This window comes from Mycobacterium sp. MAC_080597_8934, from assembly GCF_000523975.1.
GTDB lineage: Bacteria > Actinomycetota > Actinomycetes > Mycobacteriales > Mycobacteriaceae > Mycobacterium > Mycobacterium avium.
Genome location: NZ_JAOS01000019.1, coordinates 381,681 through 397,641 on the forward strand (window position 1 = coordinate 381,681; position 15,961 = coordinate 397,641).

Sequence of the window (15,961 nt, forward strand, 5' to 3'; positions counted from 1 at the left end):
CGAGCGGCGGGGCAAGCTGCTTGAATACTGTTAAGCAGCTGCTGGGAAAACCTGGATCGGTCATCCGCGGCTGCAGGAGACGGTGCCGCCACGCGCGGCAGGCGCGCGGGACACTGACCCGCGCGGACGGTGCGAAAGGTGTAGTGACGAGCGCATGACGGGTGACCAGCCTCGCGACGATTCGGCTCGGCCTGCGCCGCGCCCGGGTCCGCGACCCGGTCCCCGGCCCGTGAGCGCGGGGCGCCCGGCCGCCCACCCGGTGGTGGTGCCGCCGCCGCCCAGCGACCCGCACCGGTTCGGGCGGGTGGACGACGACGGCACGGTGTGGCTGATCAGCGCGGCCGGCGAGCGCGTCGTCGGCTCCTGGCAGGCCGGCGACCGGGAGGCCGCGTTCGCCCACTTCGGCCGGCGGTTCGACGACCTGGCCACCGAGGTCACCCTGATGGAGGAGCGGCTGGCGTCCGGGACCGGGGATGCGCGCAAGATCAAGGCGCACGCCTCCGAGCTGGCCGAGGCGCTGCCGACGGCGACGGTGCTGGGCGACATCGATGCGCTCGCGGCCCGGCTGGCCAGCATCGCCGAACAGGCCGAGGCGGCCGTCGCCGCCGAGCGCTCGCGGCGCGAGGAGCATCGGGCCGCGCAGACCGCCCGCAAGGAGGCGCTGGCCGCCGAGGCCGAGGAGCTGGCCGCCAACTCGACGCAGTGGAAGGCCGCCGGCGACCGGCTGCGCGCAATCCTCGACGAGTGGAAGACCATCACCGGCCTGGACCGCCGGGTGGACGATGCGCTGTGGAAGCGCTACAGCGCGGCCCGGGAGGCCTTCAACCGGCGGCGGGGCGCCCATTTCGCCGAGTTGGACCGGGAACGCTCGAGCATCCGCCAGGCCAAGGAGCGGCTCTGCGAGCGGGCCGAGGAGCTATCCGGATCGACCGACTGGACGGCCACCAGCGCGGAATTCCGCAAGCTGCTGGCTGAATGGAAGGCGGCCGGCCGCGCGGCCCGGGAGGTCGACGACGCGCTGTGGCGGCGGTTCAAGCAGGCCCAGGACGTGTTCTTCACCGCGCGCAACGCCGCGACGGCAGAGAAGGACGCGGAGTTGCGCGCCAACGCCGCCGCCAAGGAGGCGCTGCTGGCCGAGGCGGAGAAACTGGACACCGGCAACCACGACGCCGCCCGGGCGGCGCTGCGCGCGATCGCCGAGAAGTGGGATGCGATCGGCAAGGTGCCGCGGGAGCGCTCCGCCGAGCTGGAGCGCCGGCTGCGCGCGGTGGAGAAGAAGGTGCGCGAGGCCGGCGACGCGGGCTGGTCCGACCCGCAGGCGCAGGCCCGGGCCGAGCAGTTCCAGGCCCGCGCCGAGCAGTACGAACAGCAGGCCCGCAAGGCCGCCGCGGCGGGCCGCACCAAGGAGGCCGAGGAGGCGCGGGCCAACGCCGAGCAGTGGCGGCAGTGGGCGCAGGCGGCCGTCGAGGCGCTGTCCCGCAAGCCCTGACCGCCGGCGTCAGGCCCCGGCGGCAGGATCCTCGGGCTTGGGCAGATCGTCGAGCAGGGTGGTCGACTGCTGTTGCGCGGCGACCCGGCGGCGCTGCTCCTCGGCGGCGAGCTGCACGATGGTGCGCGACCACACCACCCGGGCCCACTGGTAGATGAGCACCAGCACGGTGATCCAGGCGATGATCAGGCCCCACCCCGGCCCGGGATGCCCGGCGGGCACGGTCTGCCGCGACCAGATCGCCAGCATCCCCGCGGCGCCGGCAATCGCGGTGCCAGCCAACGCAATCCAGGCCAGCGCCCAGCGCCGGGTCACCAGCGCCAGCGTCGAGAAGCCCACGCCGAACACCAGCGCCAGCCAGCCGAACACCCGCGACGGCAGGGCCACCGCGGCCGCGCCCGCGTCGTGGGTGCCGAACAAGACGTCCCAGCCGCGCACGTCGCCGGTGTGCGGCAGGATGAACGAGCCCAGCAGCACGAACACCAGGATCGACACCACGAAGCCGCGGGCGCCGGGGTCGATGCCGCCGGCCACCCGCCGTTCGGCGGCCTCGATCTCGGTGCGCAGCGCGCCCAGCCGGGGGTCGTCGTGGTTGCGGTCGTCGTTCATGAGGCACATCCAACGGGTTGGGCCGGGCCGGCCGGCGGCCCAACGGCGGGCATGCCGAGACCGACGCCGCGCGGGCGCCGGCCGGCGGCGTGCGCGTCACCGGCCCGGGTGCGGCGATGGCTGAGGATGCCGGCGTCGGCGATCAGGTGGTGCGGTGCGGCCCCGGTGATGACCGTGGTGACCAGGTCGCCGGGGCGCACCCGGTCGTCGGCGGCGAAGTGCACCAGCCGGCCGTCGCGGGCGCGTCCGCTCATCCGGGCGGTGGCGCTGTCCTTGCGCCCCTCCCCCGTGGCGACCAGCAGCTCGACGGTCTGGCCGACCAGGGCCTGGTTGCCCTGCAGCGAGATCGACTCCTGCAGCTCGACGAGGCGCTCATAGCGTTCCTGCACAACGGCTTTCGGGATCTGCCCGTCGAGCTCGGCGGCCGGGGTGCCGGGCCGCTTGGAGTACTGGAAGGTGAAGGCGGCCGCGAACCGGGCCCGGCGCACCACGTCCAGGGTGGCCGCGAAGTCCTCTTCGGTCTCGCCGGGGAACCCGACGATCAGGTCGGTGGTGATGGCGGCGTGCGGCATGGCGGCCCGGACCCGGTCGATGATGCCGAGGAAACGCTCGGCGCGGTACGAGCGCCGCATCGCGCGCAGCACCCGGTCGGAGCCGGACTGCAGCGGCATGTGCAGGGCGGGGCACACGTTCGGGGTCTGCGCCATGGCCTCGATGACGTCGTCGGTGAACTCGGCCGGATGCGGCGAGGTGAACCGCACCCGTTCCAGCCCGTCGATCTCGCCGCAGGCCCGCAACAGCCGGGCGAACGCGCCGCGGTCGCGGGGCAGCGCCGGGTCGGCGAAGGACACCCCGTAGGCGTTGACGTTCTGACCCAGCAGCGTGACCTCGAGGACGCCGTCGGCCACCAGGGACCTGACCTCGGCCAGGATGTCGTCGGGACTGCGGTCGACCTCCTTGCCGCGCAGCGACGGGACGATGCAGAACGTGCAGCTGTTGTTGCAGCCGACCGAGATGGAAACCCAAGCGGCATAAGCGGATTCGCGCGCACTGGGCAGCGACGAGGGGAACTGCTGCAGCGCCTCGGCGATCTCCACCTGGGCGGCCTTGTTGTGCCGGGCCCGCTCCAGCAGGGTGGGCAGCGACCCGATGTTGTGGGTGCCGAACACGACGTCGACCCAGGGCGCCCGGCGCAGCACGGCCTCGCGGTCCTTCTGGGCCAGGCAGCCACCGACCGCGATCTGCATCTCCGGGTTGCCCCGCTTGCGCGGCGCCAGGTGGCTGAGGTTGCCGTACAGCTTGTTGTCGGCGTTCTCCCGGACCGCGCAGGTGTTGAACACCACCACGTCGGCGACCTCAGCCCCCTCGGCGGCCCGCCGGTAGCCGGCCGCCTCCAGCAGACCCGCCAGCCGCTCGGAGTCGTGCACGTTCATCTGGCAGCCGTAGGTGCGCACCTGATAGGTGCGCACTCCCAAAACATCCCGGGCCACCGTCGAAGTCACGGGGCCATGGTACGGCGAGCGGTCCGCACGGGAGAAACCGCACGTCATCGGCTAGACGCGGCGGCGCTCCCGTTCGGCGGCCAGCTCGGCCAGCACCACCTCGCACGCCAGGTTCTGGCTGTAGCCGCGCCGGGCCAGCATCCCCACCAGCCGGCGGGTCACCCACGCGTCGTCCTGCGCCAGCGTCTCGCGGCGCAGCTTGGACCGGACCAGTTGCTCGGCCCGGTCCCGCTCGGCGCCGGCGTCGATCCCGGCCAGCACGCTGGTGATCACGTCGTCGTCCACCCCCTTGGTGTGCAACTCGGCGGCCAGGGCGCGCTTGCTCTTGCCGGCATGCGCCCGCCGGGACTGCACCCACTGCTGGGCGAAGTCGGCGTCGTCGATCAGGCCGACGGCGGCCAGCCGGTCGAGCACAGCGGTGCTGACGTCGTCGGGATAGCCCCGTTTGGCCAGCCGGCCGTGCAGCTCGGCGCGGGTGCGCGCTCGCGCGGTGAGCAGGCGCAGGCACAGGGCCCGCGCCTGCTCCTCGCGGGAGGGCTCAGAAGTCGACGGGGGCGGGCAGGACGCCGTCATCGGACAAGTCATCGGTCACGACCGCGCCAATGCCGAGCTTTTCCTTGATCTTCTTCTCGATCTCGTTGGCGACCTCGTCGTTCTCCATCAAGAAGGTGCGGGCGTTCTCCTTGCCCTGGCCGAGCTGCTCGCCCTCATAGGTGAACCAGGAACCGGACTTGCGGATGAAGCCCTGATCCACACCCATGTCGATCAGCGAGCCCTCCCGGCTGATCCCCCGGCCGTAGAGGATGTCGAACTCGGCCTGCTTGAACGGCGGCGACACCTTGTTCTTGACGATCTTGACCCGGGTGCGGTTGCCGACCGCGTTGGTGCCGTCCTTGAGCGTCTCGATCCGGCGCACGTCCATGCGCACCGAGGCGTAGAACTTCAACGCCTTGCCACCCGTCGTGGTCTCCGGGCTGCCGAACATCACCCCGATCTTCTCCCGCAGCTGGTTGATGAAGATCGCGGTGGTGCCCGAATTGTTCAGCGCGCCAGTCATTTTCCGCAGCGCCTGGCTCATCAGCCGGGCCTGCAGCCCGACGTGGCTGTCCCCCATCTCGCCCTCCAGCTCGGCGCGCGGCACCAGCGCGGCCACCGAGTCGATGACCAGAATGTCCAGCGCGCCGGAGCGGATCAGCATGTCGGCGATCTCGAGCGCCTGCTCCCCCGTGTCCGGCTGGCTGACCAGCAGCGAATCGGTGTCCACGCCGAGCTTCTTGGCGTACTCGGGGTCCAGCGCGTGCTCGGCGTCGATGAACGCCGCGACACCGCCGGCGGCCTGGGCGTTGGCCACCGCGTGCAGGGCGACGGTGGTCTTACCCGAGGATTCCGGGCCGTAGATCTCCACGACCCGGCCGCGGGGCAGGCCGCCGATGCCCAAGGCGACGTCCAGGGCGATGGATCCGGTCGGGATGACCGAGATCGGCTGACGCATCTCGTCGCCGAGACGCATCACCGAGCCTTTCCCGTAGCTCTTTTCGATCTGGGCCATCGCCAGTTCGAGAGCCTTCTCGCGGTCGGGGGCTTGCGTCATGGTGCCTCTCCTATAGTCGGTGTGTCTTCTGACCGGTATCGGTCGGTTGGCGGTGACACTAGAGAAGGCCACCGACAAGTTGACGCTGCGAACCTCCCCCACAGTAGCCGAACAGGTGTTCGATTCAAGTTCGACACGCCGCGGGCGCCGCGGCAGCCGCGAAAGGCCGGCCGACATCCTGGATATCTCCCCGCAACTGTCGGAAGTGTCGTCCTACGGCGGCTTCTTCGCGCTGACCGTGGGCGGCGACCCGGCCGGCTGGCGCCCGGCCACCGAGTGCTACGCCGACGGCAGCGCCGACCTGATCGCGGCCACCGCCCGCCGCTACCGCACCCGTGACCTGCGGATCGGCGCCTCGCTGGTGCACCTGGCCCACGCCAGCCGGCTGTGGTCGCCGGTGCTGGGCTGCGCGATCGGCCACGGCGTCGTCCCCGACCTCGGCGACCTGCACCGCGCCGCGACCGGCGCGCAGCTGCGGCTGCCCGAGCCCGTCGGGCGGCGCGTCACCGCGCCGCACCCCGAGCTGCTGTATCGCCTCGTGGTGGACGAGCACCTGGGTCCGCTGGCCGCGGGCCTGCGCGTCGGGCTGGCGCCCGCCCTGCTCGCCGGCAACGTGGCCTCGGCGCTGGTCGGGGCGGCGCGGGCGCTGTTGTCGGCGCGGCCGGACCTGCGCTCCGCGATCATCGAGTCCACCCTGGCGCTGCTGGACACCGGCATCATGTCCGGCGCCGGCACCGTCACCGGCCCGCCGCTGGACTTCCGGCGGGCCAGCTGCTGCCTGTTCTACCGGCTGCCCGGGGGCTCGGTGTGCGGCGACTGCGTGCTGGATCGATAGCACCCGCTTTGCGGGCTCACCACTGCTCCCGCGGCACGTCGAAGTCGACGCACAACGCCCGCCAGACGTCGCGCGGGTCCACACCGTCCTCGATCGCCTGCGCCGCCGTCCGCCCGCCCAAACCGGTCAGTACGTGATCCACCAACACCGATGAGCCGTAGGTGGTGCCGAAGCGCAACACCACCCGCTCGTGGAACTCCGTGAGCCGCATCCCAGCCAACATACCCAGACGCGTCCTCAGCGCCAGCTGGCCGGCAGGTCGATCAGGTGGTTGGGGCAATACGTCTGCACCGCCAGGGACATGGTGTCGCGGGCGCGTTGCGCGGACATGGTGGCGCGCAATTGCATGAAGGCGTACTCGGCCGGCGCCAGTCCCTGCTCGGCGGCGGCCGGGTCGTCCATCAACTGGCAGGCCTGCTGCTGATCGGCGCTGTCGGCGTGGGCCGGGCCGGCCCACAACGGCGAGCCGAACAGCGCCCCGGCCAGCACGGCGCCCGCGGCGAACGTGGTGATGATCCTCATGGGTGCCTCCCGCCGAGATGGGTGCCTCCCGCCGAAGCATAAGGTCATCCGGCCAGCGCCTCGCGGCACACCCGGACCGGATCGGCGACGTCGGCGATGCCGGCGGCGGCGCGCTGCGCGGCCGCCCGGTAGCCCGGTGACGACAGCACCTCGTTCACCGCGGCCACCAGCGCGTCGGCGCTCAGCGGCCGGATCAGCCGGGCGCTGCCCTGGCGGACCACCCGGTTGGCGATCTCCCACTGGTCGCCGCCGCCGGGCACCGCCACCAGCGGCACCCCGGCCAGCAGCGTCTTCGCCACCATCCCGTGCCCGCCGCCGCAGACCACCACGTCGGCGTGCCGCAGCAACTCGGCCTGACTGCCCAGCCCGACCACCGCCCACGGCGGCGCCGCCAGCTCCGGCCCGGCCAGCCGGGACACCACCAGCCGCGCCCCGGCCGGCAGCGTCTCCCCCGGCGTCAGGCAGGACAGCGCCACCTCGGCCAGACCCCGGGCGCCGGTCAGCGCGGTCGACGGCGCGACCACCACCACCGGCCCGGAACCGGCCGGGATGTCCAGCACCCGGTCGGTCGGCTCGAAGTGCAGCGGCCCCACCAGCACGGCCTCGTCCGGCCAGCCGGGCCGGGACACCTCGAGGGCGGGCAGGGTGGCGATCAGCCGGCGCAGCGGCCCCGGGTCGCGGCCGGCAAGCCGATCTCGGCCGCGCCGCGGCGCGCTGCCGCAGCCCGGCCCGCCAGGAGCGCGCGGTCAGCGCGCGCATGGTGGCGTCACGCAGCCGTCCGCGCAGGCCGGTGCCCGGGGCCAGCCCGCTGCCGATCGGCGGCAACCCCTTGGACGGCAGGTAGAGCGGATGCGGGCTGAGCTCGATCCACGGGATGCCGAGCAGCTCGGCGGCCATCCCGCCGCCGGCGGTGATGACGTCGGACACCACCAGGTCGGGCGCCAGGTCGCGCAGGGCGGGCACGTTGAGCACCGCCATCCGGGCGGCGCGGCGGTGGATGCGGGCCCCGGCGTCGACGTCCTCGTCGGTGGCCGCCAGTCCGTCCAGTTCGACGGCGTCGACGCCGGCGCCGCGGGCGGTGTCCAGCCACTGGGCGCCGGTGAACAGCGTGGGGGTATCGCCGGCGTCGGCGAAGCGGCGGCACAGCGCGATCGCCGGGAACGAATGCCCGGGATCCGGCCCGGCGACCACGGCGACGCGCATCGGATTCACCCTGCCACAGCGTTCGGCCGCCACGCTCGCCTACGCTGGCGATATGACCGAGCTGACTGGGACCACCGTTGCGAACACCCGTACGGTCGAAGGATTCCTCAACGCGCTGCAGGACGCGGATTACGACGCCGCCGAGGCCGCACTGGCCGACGACCTCGTCTACGAGAACGTCGGGCTGCCCACCATCCACGGCCGGGCCCGAGCCATGAAGCTGTTTCGCCGGATGGAGGGCCGCGCCGCCTTCGAGGTGAAGATCCACCGCATCGCGGCCGACGGCGGCGCGGTGCTCACCGAACGCACCGATGCACTGATCTTCGGCCCGCTGCGGCTGCAGTTCTGGGTGTGCGGCGTGTTCGAGGTGCAGAACGGGCGAATCACGTTGTGGCGGGACTACTTCGACTTCTTTGACATGCTCAAGGCCACGGCGCGCGGGGTGGCCGCGCTGCTGCTGCCGTCGCTGAAAGCCACGTTCTGAGCGCGCCATGAGCCAGGACAGGGGCCGCACCCGGCCGAATTTCGTTCAGTTCGTCCGCTATTGCTGCGGCGGGCGGCTGCCGGACTCGATGCGCGACTGGGTGCGCAACGACCTGGCCGGCAAGGGCGCGACGGCCCGGATGATGCGGCGGGTGGCGGTGCCGGCGGTGCTGGTGCTGGCCCCGTTCTGGTTGATCCCGACGACGCTCGACGTTCACCTGAGCATGACGCTGCCGATTCTCATTCCGTTCGTGTACTTTTCGCACGCGCTCAACAAGGTGTGGCGCCGGCACATGCTGGCCGTGCACGATCTGGACCCCGAGCTGGTCGACGAGGTCTCCCGGCAGCGCGACGCCCACATCCACCGCTCCTACATCGAGCGCTACGGCCCGCGCCCGGAAGACTAACCGGCGCCGCGTAACCCGCCGAGTTCGTCGAAGGCCTGCGCCCACCCGTTCAGCCGGTCGGTGGCCCCGACCAGCTCGGCCCGGTAGTGCTGCGACGCGGTTGACCCGTCACCGTTGGCCGCGGACACCAATCTCGCTGCGGCGGTGACCATTTCGTTGTACTGGCGCACCCCGGCGCTCAGCTGCGCGGTAAACGCGTTGATGGTAGGCGCCAGATACGACCGGGATTCCTCGCCGGCCTGCGCCGCCCGTTCCATGGACACCACCTGAGCGGCGGTGGACGCCATGGCCGCCGAGGTGCGGCCGGCGGCCGCGGTCAGGTCGCGGATTTCGGCGGCCGGCAACATCGCGCCCCGCTCCAGCACGGCCAGCAACGAGGCGAAGCCGCGTTCGGAGGCGCCCAGCGCGTACATCGCCGGGCGGGCCGCCGAACCCGGCGGCGGCAGCCGGCGCACGGTCGCCGGCCGGGGCGCCGGCAGCGGCTCGGCCCGCAGCCAGCGGTAGCGCAGCAGCAGCAACGTCGCCGGAATGGCCATCACGACCGCGACGGCGCCGGTGATCTCCAGGAGCAGGGCGAACCATCCCCAGGCGGCCAGCACGATCGTCAGCACCGCCCAGAACGCGCACCCGGCGGTGAAGATCAGGCCCCAGCGCAGCGCGCGGCGGCGGCGGCGCAGCAGGCGCGCCCGCGGGTCCGTGGCCGCGCTGATCTTGCGGGCCACCAGGTCGGAAAGGTCGGCGGCGGCGGCCACTCCGCGCTGCAGCAACGCCCGCCACGGCCCGGGCTGCGTTGCGTTCACGGCCATGAGCTACTGACCAAGTGGTTTCTCGCTGACCGCGTCGCCGGCGCCCTGGCCGGGCGCGGGGGTGGCCTGGGTACCGCCGGCGGCCGATGTGCCTCCGGTCGGCAACGCCTCGCCCCGCATCGAGGCGCGGATCTGCTCGAGCCGGGAATGCCCGGCCATCTGCACGCCGGCCTGCTCGACCTCGAGCATCCTGCCCTGCACGGAGCCCTGTGCCAGTTCGGCGGCCCCGATCGCGTTGGCGTAGCGCCGCTCGATCTTGTCGCGCACCTCGTCCAGGCTGGGCACGTTGCCGGGGGCGGCCAGCTCGCTCATCGACTGCAGTGAGGCGCTGACCTGTTCCTGCATCTTGGCCTGTTCGAGCTGGCTGAGCAGCTTGGTGCGCTCGGCGATCTTCTGCTGCAACACCATCGCGTTCTGCTCGACCGCCTTCTTGGCCTGGGCGGCGGCGTTGAGCGCCTGGTCGTGCAGCGTCTTGAGGTCTTCGACGCTTTGCTCGGCGGTGACCAGCTGGGCGGCGAACGCCTCGGCGGCGTTGTTGTACTCGGTGGCCTTGGCGGTGTCGCCGGCGGCGGTGGCCTGGTCGGCCAGCGTCAGCGCCTGACGCACGTTGACCTGCAGCTTCTCCACGTCGGCGAGCTGGCGATTGAGCCGCATCTCGAGTTGGCGCTGGTTGCCGATGACCTGAGCGGCCTGCTGGGTCAGCGCCTGGTGGGTGCGCTGGGCTTCCTCGATGGCCTGCTGGATCTGCACCTTGGGGTCGGCGCGCTCGTCGATCGTGGCGTTGAACTTCGCCATCAGGTACTTCCACGCCTTGACGAACGGATTGGCCATCAGTCAGCTCCACCTTCGCTTCTCGAGGGGCCGCGGCGGCCCTGAAAAGGCTCCACGCCTGTCGCTCAATTTAGTGGGTCGGCGCCGATCGCCGTACCCCTTGCGGGGATCCCGCCGCTCAGGCCAGCGCCAGGCTGGCCACCGGCGGGATGACGACCTTGGTGCTGGCGTCGATGCTGGGGCCGGCCGGCGCGGCGACGGCCGCGCGTTCCTCGCTGGCCATCCGCTCGCCGGCGTCGGTGAGCACCGACGACAACGGAACGTCCAGCGCGTCGCAGATCGCGTTGAGCAGCTCGCTGGACGGCTCCTTGCGGCCGCGTTCCACCTCGGACAGGTAGCCGAGGCTCACCCGCGCCGTATCGGACACCTCGCGCAGTGTCCGGCCTTGCGTCGTGCGGGCCTCGCGCAGTACGTCGCCGATGACCTCGCGCACCAATGGCGGCATCCCGCCCTCCTTCGTCCAGTCGGCCCTGCGCGGCACGCCTCTTCACTCGCCTCCGGCAGGTGCTCAATTAGGTGAACGCCGGCGGGGCCGCGGTGGTTCCCGTTCGGGGACGCCGAAAATCAGCCCGAATCAGGCGGCGGTCCGGCGCACTTCGCGCACCGTCGAGACCACGTAGTCGATCCCGGTGATCACCGTGAGCACGATGGCCGCGCCCATCACCACGGCCGCGCCCACCCGGAACGGCCCGGGCGTGCCCGCCCACGGCAGCACGAACAAACCGATGGCCAACACCTGCACCACCGTCTTGAGCTTGCCGCCCCAGCTGGCCGGGATCACGCCCCGGCGGATGACCGCCAACCGCAGCACGGTGACCCCGAATTCGCGGGCCAGGATCAGCACGGTGATCCACCACGGCAGCTCGCCGAGCATGGACAGCCCGATCAGCGCCGACCCGACCAGCGTCTTGTCCGCGATCGGGTCGACGAACGCGCCGAATTCGGTGGCCATCCCGTAGTTGCGGGCCAGCAGCCCGTCCAACCGATCGGTGATGCAGGCGAACGCGAAGATCAGGAAAGCCAGGATGCGGAAGCCGGTCTCGTGGCCGTCACCGGCGAACAGGGCGAGCAGAAAGACCGGCACCAACACCAGCCGCAGCAGGGTCAACGTGTTGGCCAGGTTGGCGATGTTTGCCCGCCCTACCATCGGACCCGTCTGCGGCTGCCCCGGCACCGCAACAGAATAACGGTTGACCAGCGCAGCCGTCCGTGATGCCGATACTGTTAGCCGTGACCGAAAGTCCGCAGCGCTACCGGCCGCTGGTTCGACGCGCGCGAACGTCCGATGTTCCCGCCATCAAAGAACTCGTCGACACCTACGCGGGAAAGATCCTGCTGGAAAAGAACCTCGTGACGCTGTATGAGGCGGTCCAGGAATTCTGGGTGGCCGAGCTCCCCGATTCCCCGGGCCGGGTGGTCGGGTGCGGGGCGCTGCACGTGCTGTGGTCGGACCTCGGCGAAATCCGCACCGTCGCGGTCAACCCGGCGATGACCGGCCACGGCATCGGCCACGCAATCGTGGACCGGCTGCTGCAGGTCGCCCGCGAGCTCGAGCTCAAGCGGTTGTTCGTGTTGACGTTCGAGACCGAGTTCTTTGGCAAGCACGGCTTCACCGAGATCGAGGGCACGCCGGTGACCGCCGAGGTGTTCGAGGAGATGTGCCGCTCCTACGACATCGGGGTGGCCGAGTTTTTGGACCTGAGCTACGTCAAGCCGAACATCCTCGGCAACTCGCGGATGCTGCTGGTGCTGTAACGCTCATCCGCGCGGGCGTCACGCTGGCGTGACGCTGGCGCCGGAACGTCACGCTGGCGTGACGTTCGGCGCTAAACGGCGCTAAACGGCGCTAGTCGGGATCGCCGCCGTCGGCGTCGGCCGATCCGGCCCCGGAGCCGCGGATCAGCGCCAGCGTGCCGGCCAGCTCGTCGGGCTTGACCAGCACCTCGCGCGCCTTGGACCCCTCGGAGGGCCCGACGATGCCGCGGGTCTCCATCAGGTCCATCAGCCGGCCGGCCTTGGCGAACCCGACCCGCAGCTTGCGCTGCAGCATCGAGGTGGAGCCGAACTGGCTGGACACCACCAGCTCGACGGCCTGCAGGAACACGTCCATGTCGTCGCCGATGTCGGGGTCGACGTCGGCGCGTTCGCTGCTGGTTTTGACGGCGGTGACGCCCTCGGTGTACTCGGGTTCGGCCTGGTCCTTGCAGGCGGCGACGACGGCCTGGATCTCCTCGTCGGTGATGAAGGCGCCCTGCAACCGGATCGGCTTGGACGCGCCCATCGGCAGGAACAGGCCGTCGCCCATGCCGATCAGCTTCTCCGCGCCGGCCTGGTCCAGGATCACCCGGGAGTCGGTGAGCGACGACGTCGCGAACGCCAGCCGGGACGGCACGTTGGTCTTGATCAACCCGGTGACCACGTCCACCGACGGGCGCTGGGTGGCCAGCACCAGGTGAATGCCCGCGGCGCGGGCCTTCTGGGTGATCCGCACGATGGCGTCCTCGACGTCGCGCGGCGCGGTCATCATCAGGTCGGCCAGCTCGTCGACGATCGCCACCACGTACGGGTAGGGCCGGTACTGGCGCTGGCTGCCCAGCGGCGCGGTGATCTCACCGGAGCGCACCTTGGCGTTGAAGTCGTCGATGTGGCGCACCCGGGAGGCCTGCATGTCCTGGTAGCGCTGCTCCATCTCCTCGACCAGCCAGGCCAGCGCAGCGGCGGCCTTCTTGGGCTGGGTGATGATCGGGGTGATCAGATGCGGAATGCCTTCGTAGGGCGTCAGTTCCACCATCTTCGGGTCGATCAGGATCATCCTGACCTCTTCCGGGGTGGCCCGGGCCAGCAGCGAGATCAGCATCGAGTTGACGAAGCTGGACTTGCCGGAGCCGGTGGAGCCGGCCACCAGCAGGTGCGGCATCTTGGCCAGGTTCGCCGAAATGAAGTCGCCCTCGATGTCCTTGCCCAGGCCGATCACCAGCGGGTGGTGGTCGCGACGGGTGGACGGGGCGGTCAGCACGTCGGCCAGCCGCACCATCTCGCGGTCGGTGTTGGGCACCTCGATGCCGACGGCCGACTTGCCGGGGATGGGCGCCAGCATCCGCACGCTCTCGGTGGCCACCGCGTACGCGATGTTCTTCTGCAGGGCGGTGATCTTCTCCACCTTCACCCCGGGCCCCAGCTCCACCTCGTAGCGGGTCACGGTCGGCCCGCGGGTGCAGCCGGTGACGGCGGCGTCCACCTTGAACTGGTTGAGCACCTCGGTGATGGCGTCGGCCATGACGTTGTTCGCGGCGCTGCGCTTCTTCGGCGGGTCCCCGGCCACCAGCAGGCTCAGCGACGGCAGCACGTAGGGTCCCTCGACCACCCGGTCCAGCTCGATGGTGTCGGAGTTGTCGGCCGCGCGTCCCCGCTTGCGGCCGCGCCCGGTTTTGACGGCGGGCTCGGGCACGGTGGGGATGTCGTCCTGCAGCGCGGCCTGGGCGTCGTCGTCGGGCGCCCACGCCGCCGGTTCCGGCTCCGGTTGCGCGGCCGCGTCGTCGAATTCGCCGGCGTAGTCGTAGGGCTCGTCGCCGTAGTCCCCGTCGGCGTAGTCCTCGTCGCCGTAGTCCTCGTCGGTGTAGTCCTCGACGAACCGGGTGTGGAACAGGTTGCGCATCACCACGGGCAGCTCGCGGATGGTGGTGCCGGTCAACAGCAGCAGCCCGAACATAAAGCCGATGAACAGCAGCGGCGCCGCGATCCAGGGCGTCAGCCCGTCGGAGAGCGGGCCGCCGATGGCGAAGCCGATGAATCCGGCCGCGCGCCGGCGCGCGTCGGGGTCGCCCGGCGATCCCGACCACAGGTGGCGCAGGCCCAGCACCGACAGGGCGATCAGCCCGGCGCCCAGGATCAGCCTGGGCCGCACGTCGGGATCGGGCTCGGTGCGCATCAGCGTCACCGCCACCGCGGCCGTGACGACCGGCAGCGCCAGCACGCCCGCGCCGATGAACGTCCGCAGCGCGGTGTCCACCCAGGCCCCGACCGGCCCGGCGGCGTGGAACCACGAGCTGGCGGCGACCACCACCGAGAAGCCCAGCAGCAGCAGCGCGATGCCGTCGCGGCGGTGCCCGGGGTCGATGTCGCGGGCCCGCCCGATCGACCGGGCCGCGCCGCCGGTGCCCCGGGCGGCCAGCATCCAGCCGGCGCGCAGGGCGCGGCCGCAGGTCAGGCCGCGGCGACCAGCGGCGGGTGCTGCCGCCGCCGGGTGGCCTGCCGGCTTGCGGCGGACGCCGCCGGTCGCGCGCCGCGCGACCCGCTGGACCGCGAAGTGGCCTTTGACCTGCTCGTTCGGCTTCCGGAGCGGGCGGCGGTCTTACTGGGCATGACGGCAAGGGTAGTCGCAACGGCATCATCTACACCACCCGCCACACTGGTAACGACCAGGCTTGTGCGGCAGCTGCGGGCCGGGCCCCGAATTCGCGTGAGTAGGGTGACATCCGGTGCGAGAAGTCGTGCTCGTCACCCCACCCCAGGAGCGCCCAGGAGGCCACAAGCATGCCCGTCGTCGTCGTCGCCACCATGACCGTCAAACCGGAATCGGTCGACACCGTCCGCGACATCTTGACTCGTGCGGTCGAAGAGGTGCACGACGAACCCGGTTGTCAGCTGTATTCGCTGCACCAGTCGGGCGAGACGTTCGTGTTCGTCGAGCAGTGGGCCGACGAGGAGGCGCTCAAGGCGCACAGCACCGCGCCCGCGATCGGCAAGATGTTCAGCGCGGCCGGCGAGCACCTCGACGGGGCCCCGGACATCAAGATGTTGCAGCCGGTTCCGGCCGGCGACCCGGGCAAGGGACAGTTGCGTCCCTGATGCCCCGCTCCTCGGAAGGGCCCCTGACGGGAAAGGTCGCCTTCATCACCGGCGCGGCGCGCGGTCAGGGGCGCGCGCACGCGGTGCGGCTGGCCGCCGACGGCGCGGACATCATCGCCGTCGACCTGTGTGACCAGATCGCCAGCGTGCCCTACCCGCTGGCCACCCCCGAGGAGCTGGCGGCCACGGTGAAGCTGGTGGAGGACATCGGCTCGCGCATCGTGGCCAGGCAGGCCGACGTGCGTGACCGGGAATCCCTGTCGGCGGCGCTGCAGGCGGGTCTCGACGAGTTCGGCCGCCTGGACATCGTGGTGGCCAACGCCGGCATCGCGCCCATGTCCGCCGGTGACGACGGCTGGCACGACGTCATCGACGTCAACCTCACCGGCGTCTACCACACCATCAAGGTCGCAATCCCGACCCTGGTCAAACAGGGCACCGGCGGGTCGATCGTGCTGATCAGTTCGAGCGCCGGGCTGGCCGGCGTCGGCAGCGCGGACCCGGGTTCGGTCGGCTACGTCGCCGCCAAGCACGGGGTGGTGGGTTTGATGCGGGTATACGCGAATCTGCTTGCCGGGCAGATGATCCGGGTGAACTCGATCCATCCCTCCGGGGTGGAGACGCCGATGATCAACAACGAGTTCACCCGGGAGTGGCTGGCCAAGATGGCCGACGCGACCGACACGCCGGGGGCGATGGGCAATGCCATGCCGGTGGAGGTGCTCGCCCCCGAAGACGTCGCCAACGCGGTGGCGTGGTTGGTGTCCGACCAGGCCCGCTACATCACCGGCGTCACCCTGCCGGTGGACGCGGGCTTTTTGAACAAGTAGCGGCC

At 71.4% G+C, this 15,961-nt stretch carries 18 protein-coding genes and 1 pseudogene; 7 read left to right on the forward strand and 12 right to left on the reverse strand.

Annotated features, from left to right (window positions below; all coding sequences use genetic code 11):
• Positions 1–154 precede the first annotated feature (154 nt).
• Positions 155–1,489: a DUF349 domain-containing protein gene (locus NF20_RS10790; protein WP_062887777.1), complete on the forward strand. Its 1,335-nt coding sequence runs from the start codon at positions 155–157 to the stop codon at positions 1,487–1,489.
• A 9-nt stretch (positions 1,490–1,498) separates the two neighbouring features.
• On the opposite strand, the gene NF20_RS10795 is transcribed toward NF20_RS10790, so the two are convergent.
• Genes NF20_RS10795 through recA form a run of 4 tightly spaced genes read right to left on the reverse strand, consistent with a single transcriptional unit; the run spans position 1,499 to position 5,191 of the window.
• Positions 1,499–2,098, reverse strand: coding sequence for a hypothetical protein (locus NF20_RS10795; protein ID WP_033712684.1), 600 nt, complete (start codon positions 2,096–2,098; stop codon positions 1,499–1,501).
• On the reverse strand, positions 2,095–3,600 hold the full coding sequence (miaB, locus tag NF20_RS10800; RefSeq protein ID WP_255250783.1) for a tRNA (N6-isopentenyl adenosine(37)-C2)-methylthiotransferase MiaB: 1,506 nt from the start codon (positions 3,598–3,600) through the stop codon (positions 2,095–2,097). The genes NF20_RS10795 and miaB overlap by 4 nt, the downstream gene beginning before the upstream one ends.
• 51 nt (positions 3,601–3,651) lie before the next feature.
• Positions 3,652–4,173 (reverse strand): recombination regulator RecX, encoded by a 522-nt coding sequence (gene recX, locus NF20_RS10805; RefSeq protein WP_033712682.1) that lies wholly within the window; start codon positions 4,171–4,173, stop codon positions 3,652–3,654.
• Complete coding sequence (recA, locus tag NF20_RS10810) at positions 4,139–5,191, reverse strand: recombinase RecA (protein WP_003875210.1); 1,053 nt, start codon at positions 5,189–5,191, stop codon at positions 4,139–4,141. The genes recX and recA overlap by 35 nt, the downstream gene beginning before the upstream one ends.
• A gap of 178 nt (positions 5,192–5,369) precedes the next feature.
• On the opposite strand from recA, the gene NF20_RS10815 reads away from it, so the two are divergent.
• Positions 5,370–6,026 carry a (2Fe-2S)-binding protein gene (locus NF20_RS10815; RefSeq protein WP_033717288.1) on the forward strand — a complete coding sequence of 219 codons (657 nt, stop codon included), beginning with the start codon at positions 5,370–5,372 and terminating at the stop codon, positions 6,024–6,026.
• A 16-nt stretch (positions 6,027–6,042) separates the two neighbouring features.
• On the opposite strand, the gene NF20_RS10820 is transcribed toward NF20_RS10815, so the two are convergent.
• The 3 genes and pseudogenes from NF20_RS10820 to NF20_RS10830 all read right to left on the reverse strand — a co-directional run bounded on the left by NF20_RS10820 (position 6,043) and on the right by NF20_RS10830 (position 7,751).
• Positions 6,043–6,237 (reverse strand): DUF3046 domain-containing protein, encoded by a 195-nt coding sequence (locus NF20_RS10820; protein ID WP_009977991.1) that lies wholly within the window; start codon positions 6,235–6,237, stop codon positions 6,043–6,045.
• A 26-nt stretch (positions 6,238–6,263) separates the two neighbouring features.
• Positions 6,264–6,548, reverse strand: coding sequence for a hypothetical protein (locus NF20_RS10825; protein ID WP_003875207.1), 285 nt, complete (start codon positions 6,546–6,548; stop codon positions 6,264–6,266).
• A gap of 44 nt (positions 6,549–6,592) precedes the next feature.
• A pseudogene (locus NF20_RS10830) lies at positions 6,593–7,751 on the reverse strand (glycosyltransferase).
• Positions 7,752–7,803: 52 nt separating this feature from the next.
• On the opposite strand from NF20_RS10830, the gene NF20_RS10835 reads away from it, so the two are divergent.
• The gene (locus NF20_RS10835) at positions 7,804–8,235 is read left to right on the forward strand and encodes a limonene-1,2-epoxide hydrolase (RefSeq protein WP_009977994.1); all 432 of its coding nucleotides are present in this window, start codon (positions 7,804–7,806) and stop codon (positions 8,233–8,235) included.
• 7 nt (positions 8,236–8,242) lie between these two features.
• On the forward strand, positions 8,243–8,641 hold the full coding sequence (locus NF20_RS10840) for a DUF5313 domain-containing protein (protein WP_003875204.1): 399 nt from the start codon (positions 8,243–8,245) through the stop codon (positions 8,639–8,641).
• Here NF20_RS10840 and pspM read toward each other — a convergent pair.
• The 4 genes from pspM to pgsA form a co-directional block, all read right to left on the reverse strand.
• A complete protein-coding gene (pspM, locus tag NF20_RS10845; protein WP_011725583.1) occupies positions 8,638–9,447 on the reverse strand; it encodes a phage shock envelope stress response protein PspM in 810 nt (269 codons plus the stop codon). The genes NF20_RS10840 and pspM overlap by 4 nt on opposite strands.
• A 3-nt stretch (positions 9,448–9,450) precedes the next feature.
• Positions 9,451–10,278: a phage shock protein PspA gene (gene pspA / locus NF20_RS10850; protein WP_023896828.1), complete on the reverse strand. Its 828-nt coding sequence runs from the start codon at positions 10,276–10,278 to the stop codon at positions 9,451–9,453.
• A gap of 118 nt (positions 10,279–10,396) precedes the next feature.
• The gene (gene clgR, locus NF20_RS10855) at positions 10,397–10,723 is read right to left on the reverse strand and encodes a transcriptional regulator ClgR (protein WP_003875201.1); all 327 of its coding nucleotides are present in this window, start codon (positions 10,721–10,723) and stop codon (positions 10,397–10,399) included.
• 129 nt (positions 10,724–10,852) lie between these two features.
• Entirely contained in the window at positions 10,853–11,425 is a 573-nt protein-coding gene (pgsA, locus tag NF20_RS10860) for a CDP-diacylglycerol--glycerol-3-phosphate 3-phosphatidyltransferase (protein ID WP_033712679.1), read from the reverse strand.
• An 83-nt stretch (positions 11,426–11,508) separates the two neighbouring features.
• Between pgsA and NF20_RS10865 the strand changes: the two genes are divergently transcribed.
• The gene (locus NF20_RS10865) at positions 11,509–12,033 is read left to right on the forward strand and encodes an amino-acid N-acetyltransferase (protein WP_003878638.1); all 525 of its coding nucleotides are present in this window, start codon (positions 11,509–11,511) and stop codon (positions 12,031–12,033) included.
• Positions 12,034–12,124: 91 nt separating this feature from the next.
• On the opposite strand, the gene NF20_RS10870 is transcribed toward NF20_RS10865, so the two are convergent.
• Positions 12,125–14,452 (reverse strand): DNA translocase FtsK 4TM domain-containing protein, encoded by a 2,328-nt coding sequence (locus NF20_RS10870; RefSeq protein WP_416332322.1) that lies wholly within the window; start codon positions 14,450–14,452, stop codon positions 12,125–12,127.
• 359 nt (positions 14,453–14,811) lie between these two features.
• Between NF20_RS10870 and NF20_RS10875 the strand changes: the two genes are divergently transcribed.
• Both NF20_RS10875 and NF20_RS10880 read left to right on the forward strand, forming a co-directional pair.
• Positions 14,812–15,126 (forward strand): putative quinol monooxygenase, encoded by a 315-nt coding sequence (locus tag NF20_RS10875; protein ID WP_003875197.1) that lies wholly within the window; start codon positions 14,812–14,814, stop codon positions 15,124–15,126.
• Complete coding sequence (locus NF20_RS10880; protein ID WP_033712678.1) at positions 15,126–15,956, forward strand: mycofactocin-coupled SDR family oxidoreductase; 831 nt, start codon at positions 15,126–15,128, stop codon at positions 15,954–15,956. Before NF20_RS10875 ends, NF20_RS10880 begins: the two co-directional genes overlap by 1 nt.
• The last annotated feature ends 5 nt before the right edge of the window (positions 15,957–15,961 follow it).

Bases quoted from the DNA above. Each gene is read 5' to 3' on its own strand.
- NF20_RS10795 (WP_033712684.1), bottom strand. From the start codon at position 2,098: ATGAACGACGACCGCAACCACGACGACCCCCGGCTGGGCGCGCTGCGC.
- NF20_RS10870 (WP_416332322.1), bottom strand. From the start codon at position 14,452: ATGCTGGCCGCCCGGGGCACCGGCGGCGCGGCCCGGTCGATCGGGCGG.
- recX (WP_033712682.1), bottom strand. From the start codon at position 4,173: ATGACGGCGTCCTGCCCGCCCCCGTCGACTTCTGAGCCCTCCCGCGAG.
- NF20_RS10840 (WP_003875204.1), top strand. From the start codon at position 8,243: ATGAGCCAGGACAGGGGCCGCACCCGGCCGAATTTCGTTCAGTTCGTC.
- pgsA (WP_033712679.1), bottom strand. From the start codon at position 11,425: ATGGTAGGGCGGGCAAACATCGCCAACCTGGCCAACACGTTGACCCTG.
- NF20_RS10790 (WP_062887777.1), top strand. From the start codon at position 155: ATGACGGGTGACCAGCCTCGCGACGATTCGGCTCGGCCTGCGCCGCGC.
- pspM (WP_011725583.1), bottom strand. From the start codon at position 9,447: ATGGCCGTGAACGCAACGCAGCCCGGGCCGTGGCGGGCGTTGCTGCAG.
- clgR (WP_003875201.1), bottom strand. From the start codon at position 10,723: ATGCCGCCATTGGTGCGCGAGGTCATCGGCGACGTACTGCGCGAGGCC.
- NF20_RS10880 (WP_033712678.1), top strand. From the start codon at position 15,126: ATGCCCCGCTCCTCGGAAGGGCCCCTGACGGGAAAGGTCGCCTTCATC.
- NF20_RS10825 (WP_003875207.1), bottom strand. From the start codon at position 6,548: ATGAGGATCATCACCACGTTCGCCGCGGGCGCCGTGCTGGCCGGGGCG.
- NF20_RS10820 (WP_009977991.1), bottom strand. From the start codon at position 6,237: ATGCGGCTCACGGAGTTCCACGAGCGGGTGGTGTTGCGCTTCGGCACC.
- NF20_RS10875 (WP_003875197.1), top strand. From the start codon at position 14,812: ATGCCCGTCGTCGTCGTCGCCACCATGACCGTCAAACCGGAATCGGTC.
- NF20_RS10835 (WP_009977994.1), top strand. From the start codon at position 7,804: ATGACCGAGCTGACTGGGACCACCGTTGCGAACACCCGTACGGTCGAA.
- recA (WP_003875210.1), bottom strand. From the start codon at position 5,191: ATGACGCAAGCCCCCGACCGCGAGAAGGCTCTCGAACTGGCGATGGCC.
- pspA (WP_023896828.1), bottom strand. From the start codon at position 10,278: ATGGCCAATCCGTTCGTCAAGGCGTGGAAGTACCTGATGGCGAAGTTC.